We start from the raw sequence: 13,058 nt of genomic DNA on the forward strand, positions 1-13,058 counted from the left end.
TCGGCCGCCTGCCTACCCCCTGGAGGTCCTATCGATGAGCGCGACGTTCGCTGTCCGCTTGAATCGCCTTTTCGATGTGGTCTATCCACCCGGCCGCGGACCGCATACGTCCGCCGAGGTAATTGCGGCACTCAAAGCGGAGGGCGTCACGATGTCGGCCCCCTACCTTTCCCAGTTGCGCTCGGGAAATCGGACGAACCCGTCCACCGCCACCATGGCCGCGCTGGCCAACTTCTTCCGGATCAAGCCGGCGTTCTTCACCGACGACGACTACTACGCCAAGCTCGACGCCGAGTTGTCATGGCTGGACAGCGTCCGCGACGCCGGAGTACGGCGCATCGCGACCCAAGCTGTGGGGCTCTCGCCGGAGGCCCAGGAGGACGTCCTGGCCCGCATCGACGAGCTTCGTCGCAAGGAGCACCTCAGCGCCTGAGGCGTCGGCGCCGCGATTAGGGTGGCTTGATCGGTTCCAGCGAGACACCGGGGAGGCGGCCGCGATGGGCCTGTTCAGAAAACGCAAGAGCCGCGCGACCCGGCGTGCCGAAGCACGGGCGCTGAAGGCCGGCGCCAAGCTCGAGGCGCGATTGGCCGCCAAGGGTGAGGCGAAACGCTTCAGAGCCAGCCAGCGCGCGGACGCCCGTGCACTGAAGGCTCAGATCAAGTCGGATCGCAACCGCGACCGCACCGCACGCAAGGCCGCCGAGAGCCAGCTCAAAGCCGCCCGCGACGGCCGGCTCCTTTCGCCCGCCCGCGTCCGCCGCACGCTGGTGGTCACCAGAATGCTGGCGCCGGTCGTTGTGCCGCTGGTGTACCGGGCCGCGATGGCCGTGCGCGGCCTGATCGACGAGCAGCGCGCAGCCCGGCTCGGGGTGCCGCTGGCCCGCGTGGGCGAGTTCTCCGGAAATGGCGCCCGGCTCTCGGCGCGAATCGCCGGGGCAGAGAAGACCCTGCGCCTGGTGCAAGACCGCAAGCCCAAGGACTCCGAAACCAGGCAGTTCGTCGCGGCGATCACCGATCGGTTGTCGGACCTGTCGACGGCGGTGACTGCCATCGAGACCATGCCGGGAGATCGTCGCCGCGTGGCCTCCGCCTCGATCAGCGACCAGCTCGATGGGATCGACGCCGATCTGATGGCTCGGCTGGGGCTGCCGTCATGAGCGCCCGGATGCGCGCCCTGGCACTGGCCGCGGTGATCACCGCAGCGTCCGTCGCCGGCGCTACGCCCGCCTGGGCGCATGTGCACGCCAGCAGCCCCGGCGCGGTGCGCGGCGGGGTTGCGATGGTCACTTTTGAGGTTCCCAATGAGTCACCGAGCGGTTCTGCCACAACGGAACTCACCGTGACGTTGCCCGATGTGGCCTCGGCTCGCACGGAAACCAAGCCCGGCTGGACCGCACGCCTGGACCGCGACCCCAAATCCGGGGCGGTGCGTTCGGTGACCTGGACCGCTACTGCCGGCGCCGGCATCGGCGCCGACCAGTTCGGACTGTTCCGGATCGCCATGCGATTGCCCGACGCAGATACGGTGAACTTCCCGTCAGCGCAGCGGTACGCCGATGGCACCGAGGTGCGCTGGGACGAGACTCCCCCGCCCGGCGGCGGTGAGGCGCAGCACCCGGTCCCCACGCTGCAACTGGGGACCGGCCCCGCGTCGGCGACCGAACACCATGCCCAGCACCCGGAGCCGGCCGTGTCCGCCGGCCCGGCGCCCGAGGCGGGTTCCGAGGCCGGCGAGCATCACGGCGACAATGCGGCCCGGCTGCTCGGTGGCGCCGCACTATTGATCGCGGCTCTGGCTGCCACGATCGCCCTGGGCAGGCGGCGCGCGTGAGGCGGGCGTTGCGCAGCGCGCTGGCGGGCTTGTTCCTGCTGGGGATGCTGTTCGCGGCCACCGGGGTGGCCGCCGCACACGCCGTGCTGGTGTCGACGGACCCGGCACGCGACGCGGAACTGTCGCGCGGCCCGGAGCGCGTCAGCGCCACCTTCAACGAGCAACTGCAGTCCGACTTCGCCGCCATGACAGTGGTGGGTCCCGACGGGCACCTGTGGTCCACCGGGGACACCCGGGTGGACGGCGCGGTCGCCAGTGTCGCGGTGCGTCCGCTGGGGCCCACCGGCACCTACACGGTCCACTATCGGGTCACCTCCGCCGACGGGCATGTGGTGTCCGGTTCGTGGCCGTTCCAGCTGACGGTGGCCGGCACCGGCGAGCCCGGCCCCGCGGTCACCGACCGCACCGACGCCGCACCCGCCGTTCCGCGCCGCTACGCCGACCCCCAGGGTGACCTGCCGATTTGGCCGTTCGTCGCCGGTGCGGTGGTGCTCGTCGGGGTCGGTCTGTGGTTCAACCGGCCTCGCTCGTGACTTTCGGCCAGCGGTCGCCGCTGGCAGATGCTGGCATGATGGGAACGTTGCCGGTGACGCCGAGTTGATCTCCAGACGAGAACCCGCCAGAGGAGCTGCCGTATGACCGAACCGCAAGGCCAGCCCGACCACGAACCCGCCGCTGCGCCTGAGCCGGTTGCGCCGGCTGCAGCTGACCTGCCGGCCGAGCCGCCGGCTCCGGCGCCGCAGAAGACTCCCGCGAAGAAGGCACCGGCCAAGAAGGCCCCGGCGAAGAAGGCTGTCGCCAAGAAGGCCCCGGCCAAGGCCGCCAAGAAGGCACCTGCGAAAAAGGCACCCGCCAAGAGCGCCCCCGCGGCGCCTGCCCCGGCCTCGCCAGTCCCCGCCTCGCCTGCGGTCGCCGCCAATGGCTCGGGACACCTCGCTGAGGGCGCCAAAGAAACGGCTGCCCAGGCGAAGTCCACGGTGGACTCGGCCCGCAATCCGCTGAGCACGCCGGTGCCACCGGCACGACGTTCGCCCGGCCCGCTGTTGGCCGCCGGAATCCTCGGCGTGTTCGCACTGCTGCTGCTTCGCCGGCTGCGGCGCGCGCGCCGGGGCTGACGGCGTGACGGCACGCTTCCGGCCCACCGCCGACCTGGTCGACGAGATCGGCCCCGACGTACGCAGCTGCGACGTTCAGTTCCGCCAACTCGGCGGCCGCACGGAGTTCGCCGGTCGCATCAGCACGGTGCGTTGCTTCCAGGACAACGCGCTGCTCAAATCGGTGCTCTCTGAGCCGGGTGACGGCGGGGTGCTGGTGATCGATGGCGGCGGCTCGCTGCACACCGCGCTGGTCGGTGACGTCATCGCCGAGCTGGCGCGCAGCAACGGCTGGGCAGGGCTGATCGTGCACGGCGCGGTGCGCGACGCCTCGACCCTGCGCACCCTCGACATCGGCATCAAGGCGCTGGGCACCAATCCCCGTAAGAGCACCAAGACCGGCGCCGGCGAGCGTGACGTCGTCGTCGAGTTCGGCGGCACCGCGTTCGTGCCCGGCGCGATCGCCCACAGCGACGACGACGGCATCGTCGTCGTCTAGGACGGGCACACCGATGGACGCCACCTTGCGGGCGCGTTGGGAACAGCTCCGCGCCCGCGTCGACGACGCGTGCCGCGCTGCGGGACGTTCGCCCGCGGACGTCGAAGTGCTGCCGGTGAGCAAGACCTTCGGTCCCGAGCTGATCCGGGAGGCCGTCGATCTGGGCATGCACCGGTTTGGCGAGAACAAGGTCCAAGAGATCAAGGACAAAACCGAGCCGCTGTCCGACTGCGGGATCGACTGGGTGATGATCGGACACCTGCAGACCAACAAGGCCGGCGTGGTGGCGCGGTTGGCCGCCGAGGTGCAGTCTTTGGACCGGCCCAAATTGGCGGTGGCGCTGGACCGCCACCTGCGCGCCGAGAACCGCATCATCGACGTGCTGGTGCAGGTCAAGACCTCCGACGAGCCCAGCAAGTACGGTCTGGAACCCGATCAGCTGCTGCCATTCCTCGACGAGCTGGCCGGCTATTCCACTATGCGGGTGCGCGGCCTGATGACGCTGGCCATCAACACCGACGACCCCGATGCCGTCCGCGGGTGTTTTCGCCGGCTGCGCCAGCTACGCGACACCGCCGCCGAGCGCGGCCATGACGTGCCGCGGTTGTCGATGGGGATGAGCGGCGACTTCGCACTGGCGATCGCCGAGGGCGCTACCGAGGTACGGATCGGGACCGCGCTGTTCGGGTCCCGACCCTACCCCGACTCCTACTACTGGCCAGAGCGCGCTTAAGAAAGCGCGGCGGCCCGTTAGACGCTCACCGGCGCCCGGTGCTTGCTGAACTTCAGCGACTTCTCGTCCACCTTGCCGTGCCGGATCAGCCGCAGGTCCAGCAGATAGTTCTGCTTGAGCCGCCACGGGGCCTCCGACCCCGAGCGCGGCAGGTCGTCCATCGCCCGGCGGAAGTAGCCGGGGCTGAAGTCCATGAACGGCTCTTCCTTCACCGCGGCACCGGGGTGCTGCGGCTCCACCCGGTCGAAGCCGTTGTCGTCCATGTAGTTGAGCACCCGGCAGACGAACTCCGAGACCAGGTCGGCCTTGAGCGTCCACGACGCGTTGGTGTAGCCAAAGGTCACCGCGGCGTTGGGCACGCCGGAGAACATCAAGCCCTTGTAGGTCATCGCCTTGGGCAGATCGATCGGCTCACCGTTGCGCAGCAGCGAGGCTCCGCCCAGCAGCTGCATGTTCAGGCCGGTTGCGGTGATGATGATGTCGGCGTCGAGTTCCTGGCCGGAGGTCAGCCGAATCCCGGTCTTGGTGAAGGTCTCGATCGTGTCGGTGACGACGTCGGCCTTGCCGCTGCGGATGGTCTTGAACAGATCGCCGTTGGGCGCCAAGCACAACCGCTCGTCCCACGGGTTGTACCGCGGCCCGAAGTGCTTCTGCACATCGAAGCCTTCCGGCAGCCGGTGCTTGGCCATCGTCATCAGCGTCTTGCGCATGTACTTCGGGAACTTGCGCGCCAGCTGGTACTGCAGGGTGCTGAAGCCGATCGCCTTCCAGCGGTTGGCGAAGTGCGCCGCTTTGGTCGGCAGGAACCGGTTTGCCTGCACCGCGAACGGGTCGACCAGGGGCAGCGCGCCGATGTAGGTCGGCGACCGCTGCAGCATGGTCACGTGTCCGGCGCCGGAGTTGGCCAGCGCGGGAATCAAGGTCACCGCGGTGGCGCCGCTGCCGATCACCACGATCTTCTTGCCGGCGTAGTCCAGGTCCTCCGGCCAGTGCTGCGGGTGCACGATGGTTCCCGCGAAGTCCTCGGCACCGGGGAACTCCGGCGAGTAGCCCTCCGCGTAGTTGTAGTAGCCGCTGCACGCGAACACGAACGACGCGGTGATCTGCTCTTGCTCGCCGTTGTTGTCGACGGTGACCGTCCACTGGTTGTCGGCGTCCGACCAGTCGGCCGAAACGACCCGGTGCCGGTAGCGGATGTGCTTGTCGATGCCGTTCTCGACGGCGGCCTCATTGATGTAGTTCCAGATGTCAGCGCCTTCGGCGATCGAGTGCGCCGACCGCCACGGCTTGAATCGGAAGCCCAGGGTGAACATGTCGGAGTCCGAGCGGATGCCGGGGTATTTGAACAGGTCCCAGGTGCCGCCGAGGTTGTCCCGGCTTTCCAGGATGGCGTAGCTCTTGTTCGGGCAGCGGTTCTGCAGGTGCCAGGCCGCGCTGATACCGGAGATGCCGGCGCCGACGATCACAACATCGAGGTGTTCAGTCATGGCGCCAGGTTATCAACGGTGTGTTGAGTGAGTCAACACCCTGTTGAGTTACTCAACGTCGTGTAAAGTAGCCGCCATGACCAGCCCAAATGCGACCCGTCATGGACGCCGAGGAACGCGGCCATCCGGCGACGATCGGGAGCTGGCCATCCTGGCCACCGCCGAACGACTGCTTGAGCAGCGCCCGCTGGCCGAGATCTCGGTCGACGACCTGGCCAAGGGCGCCGGGATCTCGCGGCCCACCTTCTACTTCTATTTCAAGTCCAAAGACGCGGTGCTGCTCTCGCTGTTGGAGCCGATGATCGCAGCGGCCGACTCGGAGTTCGTCGGAGCGGTGCAACGACTGCCCACCGACCCGCGCCGGATCTGGCGCAGTGGCATCAAAGCGTTCTTCATCGCGTTCAGCTCGCACCGCGCGATCGCCCGGGCCGGAACCGAGGCACTGGCCACCAGCCCGGAATTCAAGGCGATGTGGAACGGCTTCATGCAGAAATGGATCGAGCAGACCGCCGCGATGATCACCGCGGAACGCGAGCGTGGCGCCGCGCCGACGACCATCGACGCCCTGGATCTGGCGACGTCACTGAATCAGATGAACGAGCGCACCATGATGGCGGCGCTGGTGGCCGAGCAGCCCTCGGTGCCCCACGAGAAGGTGGTCGACACGCTGACCCACGTCTGGGTCAGCAGCATCTACGGCCAGGCGTCCTGACGCCGGCCGCAGCCAGACGCCGTCAGAACCCGCCGACGCCGAACCCGGCCAGCAGCACCGCAAAGCCGCCGACCTCGCCGATGATCAGCAGCACCATGCCGACGTGCAGACGCCAACCGAGCTGCTCGAACTGGTTGGTGGTGTCGCGCAACGCGCCGTGCAGCATGTAGCTGCCGATCGCGACGACGAAGAAGAACACGATGACCATTGCCGCGGCCATGTTCACCCAGGTCGGCCAGGCACTGAGTTCCACGAACACCGCGACCAGCATGGTCGCGAAGGAGTACATCAACGCCGCTCGATGCGCGATGTCAACGTAGACGTGCGCCTGGCGATTCTCCGATGTGGCGATCTGTTGGTACTTCCACGCACCCAACAGCAACGCGAGCAGAAAGATCAGGCCCGCGGACAACAAAGTCACCTTGGTGTCGATGTCCAGATTCATGACCACCCGGGTGAGCCTACTTCCCGGCACCTGAAGTTGCGGCTCCGCCGGCCTTGCGATCGCCGCTAGGCTCGGCGGGATGCGCTTCGCGTTCAAGACTTCACCGCAGAACACCACCTGGTCCGACATGCTGGCCGTCTGGCGAGCCGCAGACGATATCGACGTCTACGAGTCCGGCTGGACCTTCGACCACTTCTACCCGATCTTCTCCGATCCGACCGGGCCGTGCCTGGAGGGCTGGACCACCCTGACGGCGTTGGCCCAGGCCACCACCCGCTTGCGCGTAGGCACGTTGGTGACCGGCATCCACTACCGCCACCCCGCGGTGCTGGCCAACATGGCCGCCGCGCTCGACATCATCTCCGGCGGCCGGTTGGAGCTGGGGATCGGCGCGGGCTGGAACGAAGAGGAGTCGGGCGCCTACGGGATCGAGTTGGGCAGCATCTCCGAGCGCTTCGACCGTTTCGAGGAGGCCTGCCAGGTCCTGATCGGCCTGTTGAGCGCGGACACCACCACCTTTGCCGGCACCTATTACCAACTCACCGACGCCCGCAACGAGCCCAAGGGACCGCAGCGCCCCCACCCGCCGATCTGCATCGGCGGCAACGGCGAGAAGCGCACGCTGAAGATCGCGGCGAAATACGCCCAACATTGGAACTTCGTCGGCGGCACTCCTGCGGAGTTCGCCCGCAAGCGCGACGTGCTGGCCGCGCATTGCGCCGACATCGGGCGCGACCCGAAGCAGATCACCCTGTCGGCGCACCTGCGGTTGCAGCCGGATCTCGATTACGGGCAGCTGATCGAGGACGCCGCAGCGCTCGGCGCCGAGGGCCTGGATCTGGCGATCGTCTATTTGCCAGCTCCCCACGACCCGGCAGTTCTCGAGCCGTTGGCCGAAGCGATCCGCGATTCCGGACTGCTGACATAGATCACGAACTGATAACGGTCAGCAAACTCTCCCTCGGGGACCGCGGCCACCGGCTCGATCGGACTACGTCGCGAAGCGCAGAAGTTCGTCGGCGGTGATCAAGCGCTCGTGCTTGGCGGGGAACTCTCGGCTCCGGCGCGGATGCCGCAGCAGTGACCAGGCCATACGGCCCATCCGGTATCGGTATATCGGGTTGATGTACACGGCGCTAACCCCCGCCCCGGTTCGGACCAGATTGGAATAATGCGGACCATGTTAACACGTTGTTAACGCGGATCACATAGCTGTCCATTAGACACCGGGCGCATGGCAAACAAAACCCGACGCGCCGACCCTTGGGGCAGAAGTTGCCTAAGTGATATGAGTAGCTGTAGCGGCTATCTGGTCGGCGGCCAGCCGACGGGCCCGGACGATCGGCGCAACGGACCGTTCGACTTTGGAGCCCACCAGCGCGCCGTCATAAAGCAACTGAAGGTCACTCGCGCGCTGCTGCGCATCGGTAACACCGGCTTGAGCAAGTAGCCCCGCCAACGTCGTATGCATCCAGCGCCGATGAGCCACCACTGGCTCGAGTTCGGTACCGGAATACGCGCCGGCCGCGTTGACATACAGGCATCCGCGGTAGCGGCGCTTCTTCGCGGCCGCCGCGGCGAGGTCGAAGAACAGCAGGATCTGCTCGACGGGATTGTCGAGTCGCGCCGCGGCCCCGTGGTATCGCTTGCGATCAGCCTGATCCAAAGCGGTCAGGTAGGCCAGCACGAGCGCTTCCTTCGAGCCGTAGAGGCTGTAGAGACTCGCCTTCGCAACCCCGGCTTCGGCCAGGATCCGGTCGATACCCACTTCTCGAATGTCCTGTGCTGCAAAGAGTTCCGTTGCCGTTTCGAGCAGTCGTTGTGCGGGCGGCGCGCCGCGCGTGGCGCGCGAGGCATGCTCGCGGCCCGGTCCGGTCGTGCGCGTCATGGCAGCAGATTAACCCAGCCACCTCGATAGACAGGGTTGTCTATCGCTGGCACCGTCGTAGCCATTCGACGGCGAAAGGAAAAACCCAATGACTCTGTACCTCTACGAGATCGCTCCGCTGCGCCTCGACCGCTCCGACGCCGACCGCGCGATCAAGGAACTCGACGCTGTCATCCACCGCGAGGGTGGTGAGCTGATCGAAGCCCAGGTGACCGGGGAGGCACACCGAATCTTCGCGATCGCGGAATTCGGCTCCTGTCAGGCCCCTTCGGTGGACGCGGAAACGTTGGCGGTGGCCGAGGCCAGTGGCCCCCACCAGGTACGGCTGGTCGGCGCTGAGCTCGCTCAACTCAAGGCCGCCCGCCCCGCCGCTGGCTATCTCGTCGAATGGGACCTGCCCGCCGATCTCGACATGGACACCTACCTGGCTCGTAAGAAGGCCAAGTCCCCGAAGTACGCCGATGTCCCCGAAGTGACCTTCTTACGCACCTACGTGCGTGAAGACATGGACAAGTGCCTGTGCTTCTACGACGCCCCCGACGAGACCGCGGTCCGCCGGGCTCGGGAAGCCGTCACCACCCCGATCGACCGACTGCACCGCCTGGAAGGCGAGCAGCGGTGAGCGCTCCGGTGCACCTGGTGCACACCGGACTGGCCGACCTCACGGCGATCGTCGCGGATCGCGCCGAGGCGCTCGACGCCGGTCGCCTCGACGTGCGCGACGACCTGGCGCGGTTCGGGTCTGCGGGATTGTTCGAGGCCGCGCTACGCGACGACGGTCTGCCGGAATTGGTTTCGGTGATCGAACACACCGCGGCGGCCAGCCTGGCGGTCGGATTCTCATTGTGGGCGCACACCATGGCGGTGACCTATCTGGCCCACGCGCCCGAACCAGCCCGTGAGGGACGCTTAGCGGCACTGAGCAGCGGTAGCCGTGCGGGCGTGACAGCAATGGCGGCCGGACTCAAGCAGGTTGCCGGCCTGGGCCCGGTTCCACTGGTCGCCGACGGTTCCGGTGACCAGCTGCGGATCACCGGACCGATTCACTGGGCGTCCAACGTCTTCGACGATTCCCTGATCGTGTTGCCGGCCCGCCGCCCCGATGGCACAACCCTGGTAGCGGTGGTCGATGCGGATCTTCCGGGTATCACGGTCAACCCCGCTCCCGACCTGATGGCACTGGGGGCCACCGCGTCGACGTCGCTGCGCCTCCATGAAGTCCCGGTCTCACCTGAGCAGATCCTCGCTGACGATCTGGCGTTCTTCGTCAGTACGATTCGACCGACATTTCTGTTGCTGCAGACCGCCTTCTGTGTCGGCGTGGCGGCCGCTGCGCGCGAGGGCGCCGAGCAAGCGACCGGCCAGCTGGCCGAGCAGTTCAGTACCGAGCGCATCGAGCTCGGCCGACAGCTTCACCGGCTGCGCGACAAGCTGTTCGCGTTGGCCCGTGACCCGCAGGCGGCTGGTCTCGCCGAGATCATTCGGCTGCGCCTGGATGCCGCGACGACCGCGGTGGACGCCACCCGGCTGGAATCGACGTTGGCCGGCGGCGCCGGCTACGCCACCCGCAGCGCGGCCAATCGACGCTTTCGGGAAGCGGCGTTTCTCCCTATCCAATCTCCATCGGAAGGACAACTGCGGTGGGAACTGAGTCGGTACGTGTAGCCCAGGGCAGCAAGCGGTTTGGCCCCGTCACCGTCTTGCGTGATATCAACTTCGCGGTCGGAGACGGTGAATTCGTCGCGGTCCTGGGCAGCAGTGGCAGCGGCAAGTCGACGCTGCTGCGAGTGCTGGCCGGGCTGGAGTCACTGGATGGCGGTACCGTCACCTGGAATTCCGACGGCAACCGGCCACGTACCGGCGTGGTTTTCCAGCGTCCGTTGCTGATGCCCTGGCTCAGTGTCGCCGAGAATGTCGCTTACGCACGGCGGTTCGCCGCCCACCGGGCAGACTTCGACCAGGCGCGCGCCGCCGAGTTGATGACCCGATTCGGTGTCGACCAGCTGGCCGATCGTTATCCCGATCAGCTGTCCGGAGGTCAGGCTCAACGCGTCGCCATTCTGCGGGCAGTGGCCACCAACCCGCGGCTGTTGCTGCTCGACGAACCGTTCAGCGCACTGGACCCGACCACCCGCACCGACCTACAGGGCTGGCTGGCCCAGTTGGCGGCCGAGTTGCAGGTGACGGTTGTCTTGGTGACGCACGACGTCGACGAGGCGCTGCGGCTGGCCGAACGAGTCGTGCTCCTGGGCGCCGACGGGCGGCTGCGCAACCAGTGGGCGGTCGGCGCCACCACGCCCGACGCTCATGCCGACCTGCGCCAGGACATCTTGGCGCACTACGACGCCGACCGCATCGGCGTTGCCGGAGTGCGGTCGTGACCACGCTGACCCGGCGCGGTTTGCTGGTCGGTGCCGCGGCGGCTGCGGCGGCCGGCGGCGTTTTCGGGATCGGTGACCTGGCCCGCAGCGCCACCGCCAGCCGCGCAGCCGATACCGGTGGCCCGCTGCGGATCGGTTACCTACCGATCACCGATGCTGCGCCACTGTTGCTGGCGCACAGCGCCGCGCTGTATCCGGCGGGGTTGGTCAGTTCGGCCAAACCGGTGCTGTTCCGCAGTTGGGCATCGCTGGGCGAGGCCTTCGTCACGGGCAAGGTCGATGTGGTGCATCTGCTGATGCCGATGGCCGTCCAGCTGCGCTACGCCTTGGGCGGTGGCGTGCGGGTATTGGGCTGGAATCACACCAACGGTTCGGCCCTGACCGTGGCGCCGCACATCAAGGACCTGGCCGACCTGGCCGGTACCCAAGTGGCGATCCCGTTCTGGTGGTCCATTCACAACATCGTGCTGCAGCAGCTGCTGCGCGCTCACGGCCTGCGACCGGTGGTGCGGCGCAGTGCTTCTCGCGCTGCACGCACCGTGGAGCTGATCGTGATGAGCCCGTCGGACATGGTGCCGGCACTGGCGAACCGCTCGATCGGCGGCTACGTCGTCGCGGACCCATTCAACGCGGTCGCCCAGATCAAAAAGATCGGCCGCATCCACACCTTCCTCGGCGATGTGTGGCGTGACCACGCCTGCTGTGTGCTCCTTACCCGCGACGACGTGATCGCCCAGCGGCCCAACGCCATCCAGCAGGTGACCGACGCCGTGATCGGCGCGCAGCTGCTGCTGAACACCGATCGAGTCAAGGCAGCCAAAGCCCTTGGCGGAGGCCACTACCTGCCCCAGCCGGTGCCGGCGGTGCAGTTGGCGCTGACCTATCCCGATCCCCCGTATCCGCTCGCGCATCCGGACTGGCAACCGCAACGGCTGGGCTTCACCCCGTTTCCGTTCGCCAGCTTCACGCACCGCCTCGTGGAAGCCATGGGCGAGACGGTCATCGACGGCGATCGCCGCTTCCTGGACCGGCTGGATCCCGCCCGGGTGCACGAGGACCTGGTCGACGACCACTTCGTGCGCTCCGCCCTGGCGCAACACGGCGGTCCCGCAGCGTTCGGCTTGGCCACATCATTGACCCGAGAAGAACAGGTACACGCCTCATGACCACCATCGCAGTGCAGCCCACTGACCAACCGCCCCCACCCGCCGATGCCGGCACCCGGTCTGTGTGGTGGCCGCGGGTCTGGCCCCCAGTCGTCAGCGTCGCCGTGGCCATCGCGCTGTGGTGGGCGGCAACCTCGGTACTCTGCGCCCCGCAGTCGCTACTGCGACAAACGGCGCCGCAGCATGTCGTTACGGCACTGGTGGACCTGATCGGCCGGGGCGTGCTGGTGTCTGACACCGCCGTGAGCCTCTACCGTCTGCTGATCGGACTGCTGATCGCTGCGCTGGTCGGCATCCCGACCGGCCTGCTCATCGGCTTGAGCCGCACCGCGGAGCGGGCGGCCGGACCGGTGGTGGCGTTCCTGCGGATGATCTCTCCGCTGTCGTGGACCCCGATCATCGTGGCGGTCTTCGGCATCGGCAGCCAGCCGGTGATCTTCCTGATCGCCGCCGCGGCGGTCTGGCCGGTGCTGCTCGGAACCGTCGCCGGCGTGCATGCGATCGACCCGGGGTTTCTGCACGTCGCGCGGTCGTTGCACGCCAGCCGGTTCGAGCAGTTGACCGCTGTTGTGCTGCCGGCGGTCCGGGTGCCGGTGCAGAACGGTCTGCGGCTGGCTCTGGGCATCGCCTGGGTGGTGCTGGTGCCCGCCGAAATGCTCGGCGTGCGATCGGGTCTGGGGTATCAGATCCTCAACGCCCGCGACCAGCTTGCCTACGACCAGGTCGTCGCGGTGATCGCCGTGATCGGCGTTCTCGGCTACCTGCTCGACCTGGCAGCCCGCATCCTTCTCGCGCCGCGTCGTAGCGCCGCGAGCTGAATGC

Annotated in this window: 17 protein-coding genes; 14 read left to right on the forward strand and 3 right to left on the reverse strand. The window is 67.6% G+C overall.

Features of this window, described 5'->3' with window-relative positions; all coding sequences use genetic code 11:
* The first annotated feature begins 34 nt into the window (after positions 1 to 34).
* The 7 genes from ACKY0X_RS21785 (at position 35) to ACKY0X_RS21815 (ending at position 4,157) form a co-directional block, all read left to right on the forward strand.
* Entirely contained in the window at positions 35 to 433 is a 399-nt protein-coding gene (locus ACKY0X_RS21785) for a helix-turn-helix transcriptional regulator (protein WP_065042198.1), read from the forward strand.
* A 64-nt stretch (positions 434 to 497) separates the two neighbouring features.
* On the forward strand, positions 498 to 1,157 hold the full coding sequence (locus tag ACKY0X_RS21790) for a DUF6474 family protein (RefSeq protein WP_409427679.1): 660 nt from the start codon (positions 498 to 500) through the stop codon (positions 1,155 to 1,157).
* The gene (locus ACKY0X_RS21795) at positions 1,154 to 1,831 is read left to right on the forward strand and encodes a YcnI family protein (protein ID WP_409427680.1); all 678 of its coding nucleotides are present in this window, start codon (positions 1,154 to 1,156) and stop codon (positions 1,829 to 1,831) included. Before ACKY0X_RS21790 ends, ACKY0X_RS21795 begins: the two co-directional genes overlap by 4 nt.
* A 44-nt stretch (positions 1,832 to 1,875) precedes the next feature.
* Positions 1,876 to 2,364: a copper resistance protein CopC gene (locus ACKY0X_RS21800; RefSeq protein WP_409429737.1), complete on the forward strand. Its 489-nt coding sequence runs from the start codon at positions 1,876 to 1,878 to the stop codon at positions 2,362 to 2,364.
* A 102-nt stretch (positions 2,365 to 2,466) separates the two neighbouring features.
* The gene (locus ACKY0X_RS21805) at positions 2,467 to 2,946 is read left to right on the forward strand and encodes a hypothetical protein (RefSeq protein WP_409427681.1); all 480 of its coding nucleotides are present in this window, start codon (positions 2,467 to 2,469) and stop codon (positions 2,944 to 2,946) included.
* Between the two features lie 4 nt (positions 2,947 to 2,950).
* Positions 2,951 to 3,424 (forward strand): ribonuclease E activity regulator RraA, encoded by a 474-nt coding sequence (gene rraA / locus ACKY0X_RS21810; protein WP_046301938.1) that lies wholly within the window; start codon positions 2,951 to 2,953, stop codon positions 3,422 to 3,424.
* Between the two features lie 13 nt (positions 3,425 to 3,437).
* Positions 3,438 to 4,157 carry a YggS family pyridoxal phosphate-dependent enzyme gene (locus tag ACKY0X_RS21815; protein WP_409427682.1) on the forward strand — a complete coding sequence of 240 codons (720 nt, stop codon included), beginning with the start codon at positions 3,438 to 3,440 and terminating at the stop codon, positions 4,155 to 4,157.
* Positions 4,158 to 4,174: 17 nt separating this feature from the next.
* Here ACKY0X_RS21815 and ACKY0X_RS21820 read toward each other — a convergent pair whose 3' ends face one another.
* The gene (locus ACKY0X_RS21820) at positions 4,175 to 5,644 is read right to left on the reverse strand and encodes a flavin-containing monooxygenase (RefSeq protein WP_409427683.1); all 1,470 of its coding nucleotides are present in this window, start codon (positions 5,642 to 5,644) and stop codon (positions 4,175 to 4,177) included.
* 76 nt (positions 5,645 to 5,720) lie between these two features.
* Between ACKY0X_RS21820 and ACKY0X_RS21825 the strand changes: the two genes are divergently transcribed.
* Positions 5,721 to 6,356 (forward strand): TetR/AcrR family transcriptional regulator, encoded by a 636-nt coding sequence (locus tag ACKY0X_RS21825; RefSeq protein WP_409427684.1) that lies wholly within the window; start codon positions 5,721 to 5,723, stop codon positions 6,354 to 6,356.
* A gap of 22 nt (positions 6,357 to 6,378) precedes the next feature.
* On the opposite strand, the gene ACKY0X_RS21830 is transcribed toward ACKY0X_RS21825, so the two are convergent.
* On the reverse strand, positions 6,379 to 6,801 hold the full coding sequence (locus ACKY0X_RS21830; RefSeq protein ID WP_409429738.1) for a hypothetical protein: 423 nt from the start codon (positions 6,799 to 6,801) through the stop codon (positions 6,379 to 6,381).
* Between the two features lie 79 nt (positions 6,802 to 6,880).
* Between ACKY0X_RS21830 and ACKY0X_RS21835 the strand changes: the two genes are divergently transcribed.
* Positions 6,881 to 7,729: an LLM class F420-dependent oxidoreductase gene (locus tag ACKY0X_RS21835; protein ID WP_409427685.1), complete on the forward strand. Its 849-nt coding sequence runs from the start codon at positions 6,881 to 6,883 to the stop codon at positions 7,727 to 7,729.
* Between the two features lie 351 nt (positions 7,730 to 8,080).
* Here the strand turns inward: ACKY0X_RS21835 and ACKY0X_RS21840 are convergent, their stop codons facing one another.
* Positions 8,081 to 8,689: a TetR/AcrR family transcriptional regulator gene (locus ACKY0X_RS21840; protein ID WP_409427686.1), complete on the reverse strand. Its 609-nt coding sequence runs from the start codon at positions 8,687 to 8,689 to the stop codon at positions 8,081 to 8,083.
* An 88-nt stretch (positions 8,690 to 8,777) separates the two neighbouring features.
* Between ACKY0X_RS21840 and ACKY0X_RS21845 the strand changes: the two genes are divergently transcribed.
* The 5 genes from ACKY0X_RS21845 to ACKY0X_RS21865 are packed head-to-tail and all read left to right on the forward strand — an operon-like array spanning position 8,778 to position 13,054.
* On the forward strand, positions 8,778 to 9,311 hold the full coding sequence (locus tag ACKY0X_RS21845; protein WP_409427687.1) for a DUF4242 domain-containing protein: 534 nt from the start codon (positions 8,778 to 8,780) through the stop codon (positions 9,309 to 9,311).
* A complete protein-coding gene (locus ACKY0X_RS21850; protein WP_409427688.1) occupies positions 9,308 to 10,354 on the forward strand; it encodes an acyl-CoA dehydrogenase in 1,047 nt (348 codons plus the stop codon). Before ACKY0X_RS21845 ends, ACKY0X_RS21850 begins: the two co-directional genes overlap by 4 nt.
* Positions 10,330 to 11,070 carry an ABC transporter ATP-binding protein gene (locus ACKY0X_RS21855; RefSeq protein ID WP_409427689.1) on the forward strand — a complete coding sequence of 247 codons (741 nt, stop codon included), beginning with the start codon at positions 10,330 to 10,332 and terminating at the stop codon, positions 11,068 to 11,070. The genes ACKY0X_RS21850 and ACKY0X_RS21855 overlap by 25 nt, the downstream gene beginning before the upstream one ends.
* The gene (locus ACKY0X_RS21860; protein WP_409427690.1) at positions 11,067 to 12,236 is read left to right on the forward strand and encodes an ABC transporter substrate-binding protein; all 1,170 of its coding nucleotides are present in this window, start codon (positions 11,067 to 11,069) and stop codon (positions 12,234 to 12,236) included. The genes ACKY0X_RS21855 and ACKY0X_RS21860 overlap by 4 nt, the downstream gene beginning before the upstream one ends.
* Positions 12,233 to 13,054 carry an ABC transporter permease gene (locus tag ACKY0X_RS21865; protein WP_409427691.1) on the forward strand — a complete coding sequence of 274 codons (822 nt, stop codon included), beginning with the start codon at positions 12,233 to 12,235 and terminating at the stop codon, positions 13,052 to 13,054. The genes ACKY0X_RS21860 and ACKY0X_RS21865 overlap by 4 nt, the downstream gene beginning before the upstream one ends.
* Positions 13,055 to 13,058 lie beyond the last annotated feature (4 nt).

This window comes from Mycobacterium sp. SMC-11 (assembly GCF_046250095.1).
GTDB lineage: Bacteria > Actinomycetota > Actinomycetes > Mycobacteriales > Mycobacteriaceae > Mycobacterium > Mycobacterium heraklionense_A.

What these genes read in the sequence shown, in the direction of transcription:
- ACKY0X_RS21825 (WP_409427684.1), top strand. Translation starts at nt 5,721, where the DNA reads ATGACCAGCCCAAATGCGACCCGTCATGGACGCCGAGGAACGCGGCCA.
- ACKY0X_RS21785 (WP_065042198.1), top strand. Translation starts at nt 35, where the DNA reads ATGAGCGCGACGTTCGCTGTCCGCTTGAATCGCCTTTTCGATGTGGTC.
- ACKY0X_RS21845 (WP_409427687.1), top strand. Translation starts at nt 8,778, where the DNA reads ATGACTCTGTACCTCTACGAGATCGCTCCGCTGCGCCTCGACCGCTCC.
- ACKY0X_RS21800 (WP_409429737.1), top strand. Translation starts at nt 1,876, where the DNA reads ATGCTGTTCGCGGCCACCGGGGTGGCCGCCGCACACGCCGTGCTGGTG.
- ACKY0X_RS21820 (WP_409427683.1), bottom strand. Translation starts at nt 5,644, where the DNA reads ATGACTGAACACCTCGATGTTGTGATCGTCGGCGCCGGCATCTCCGGT.
- ACKY0X_RS21815 (WP_409427682.1), top strand. Translation starts at nt 3,438, where the DNA reads ATGGACGCCACCTTGCGGGCGCGTTGGGAACAGCTCCGCGCCCGCGTC.
- ACKY0X_RS21840 (WP_409427686.1), bottom strand. Translation starts at nt 8,689, where the DNA reads ATGACGCGCACGACCGGACCGGGCCGCGAGCATGCCTCGCGCGCCACG.
- ACKY0X_RS21790 (WP_409427679.1), top strand. Translation starts at nt 498, where the DNA reads ATGGGCCTGTTCAGAAAACGCAAGAGCCGCGCGACCCGGCGTGCCGAA.
- ACKY0X_RS21835 (WP_409427685.1), top strand. Translation starts at nt 6,881, where the DNA reads ATGCGCTTCGCGTTCAAGACTTCACCGCAGAACACCACCTGGTCCGAC.
- ACKY0X_RS21830 (WP_409429738.1), bottom strand. Translation starts at nt 6,801, where the DNA reads ATGAATCTGGACATCGACACCAAGGTGACTTTGTTGTCCGCGGGCCTG.
- ACKY0X_RS21865 (WP_409427691.1), top strand. Translation starts at nt 12,233, where the DNA reads ATGACCACCATCGCAGTGCAGCCCACTGACCAACCGCCCCCACCCGCC.
- ACKY0X_RS21795 (WP_409427680.1), top strand. Translation starts at nt 1,154, where the DNA reads ATGAGCGCCCGGATGCGCGCCCTGGCACTGGCCGCGGTGATCACCGCA.
- ACKY0X_RS21805 (WP_409427681.1), top strand. Translation starts at nt 2,467, where the DNA reads ATGACCGAACCGCAAGGCCAGCCCGACCACGAACCCGCCGCTGCGCCT.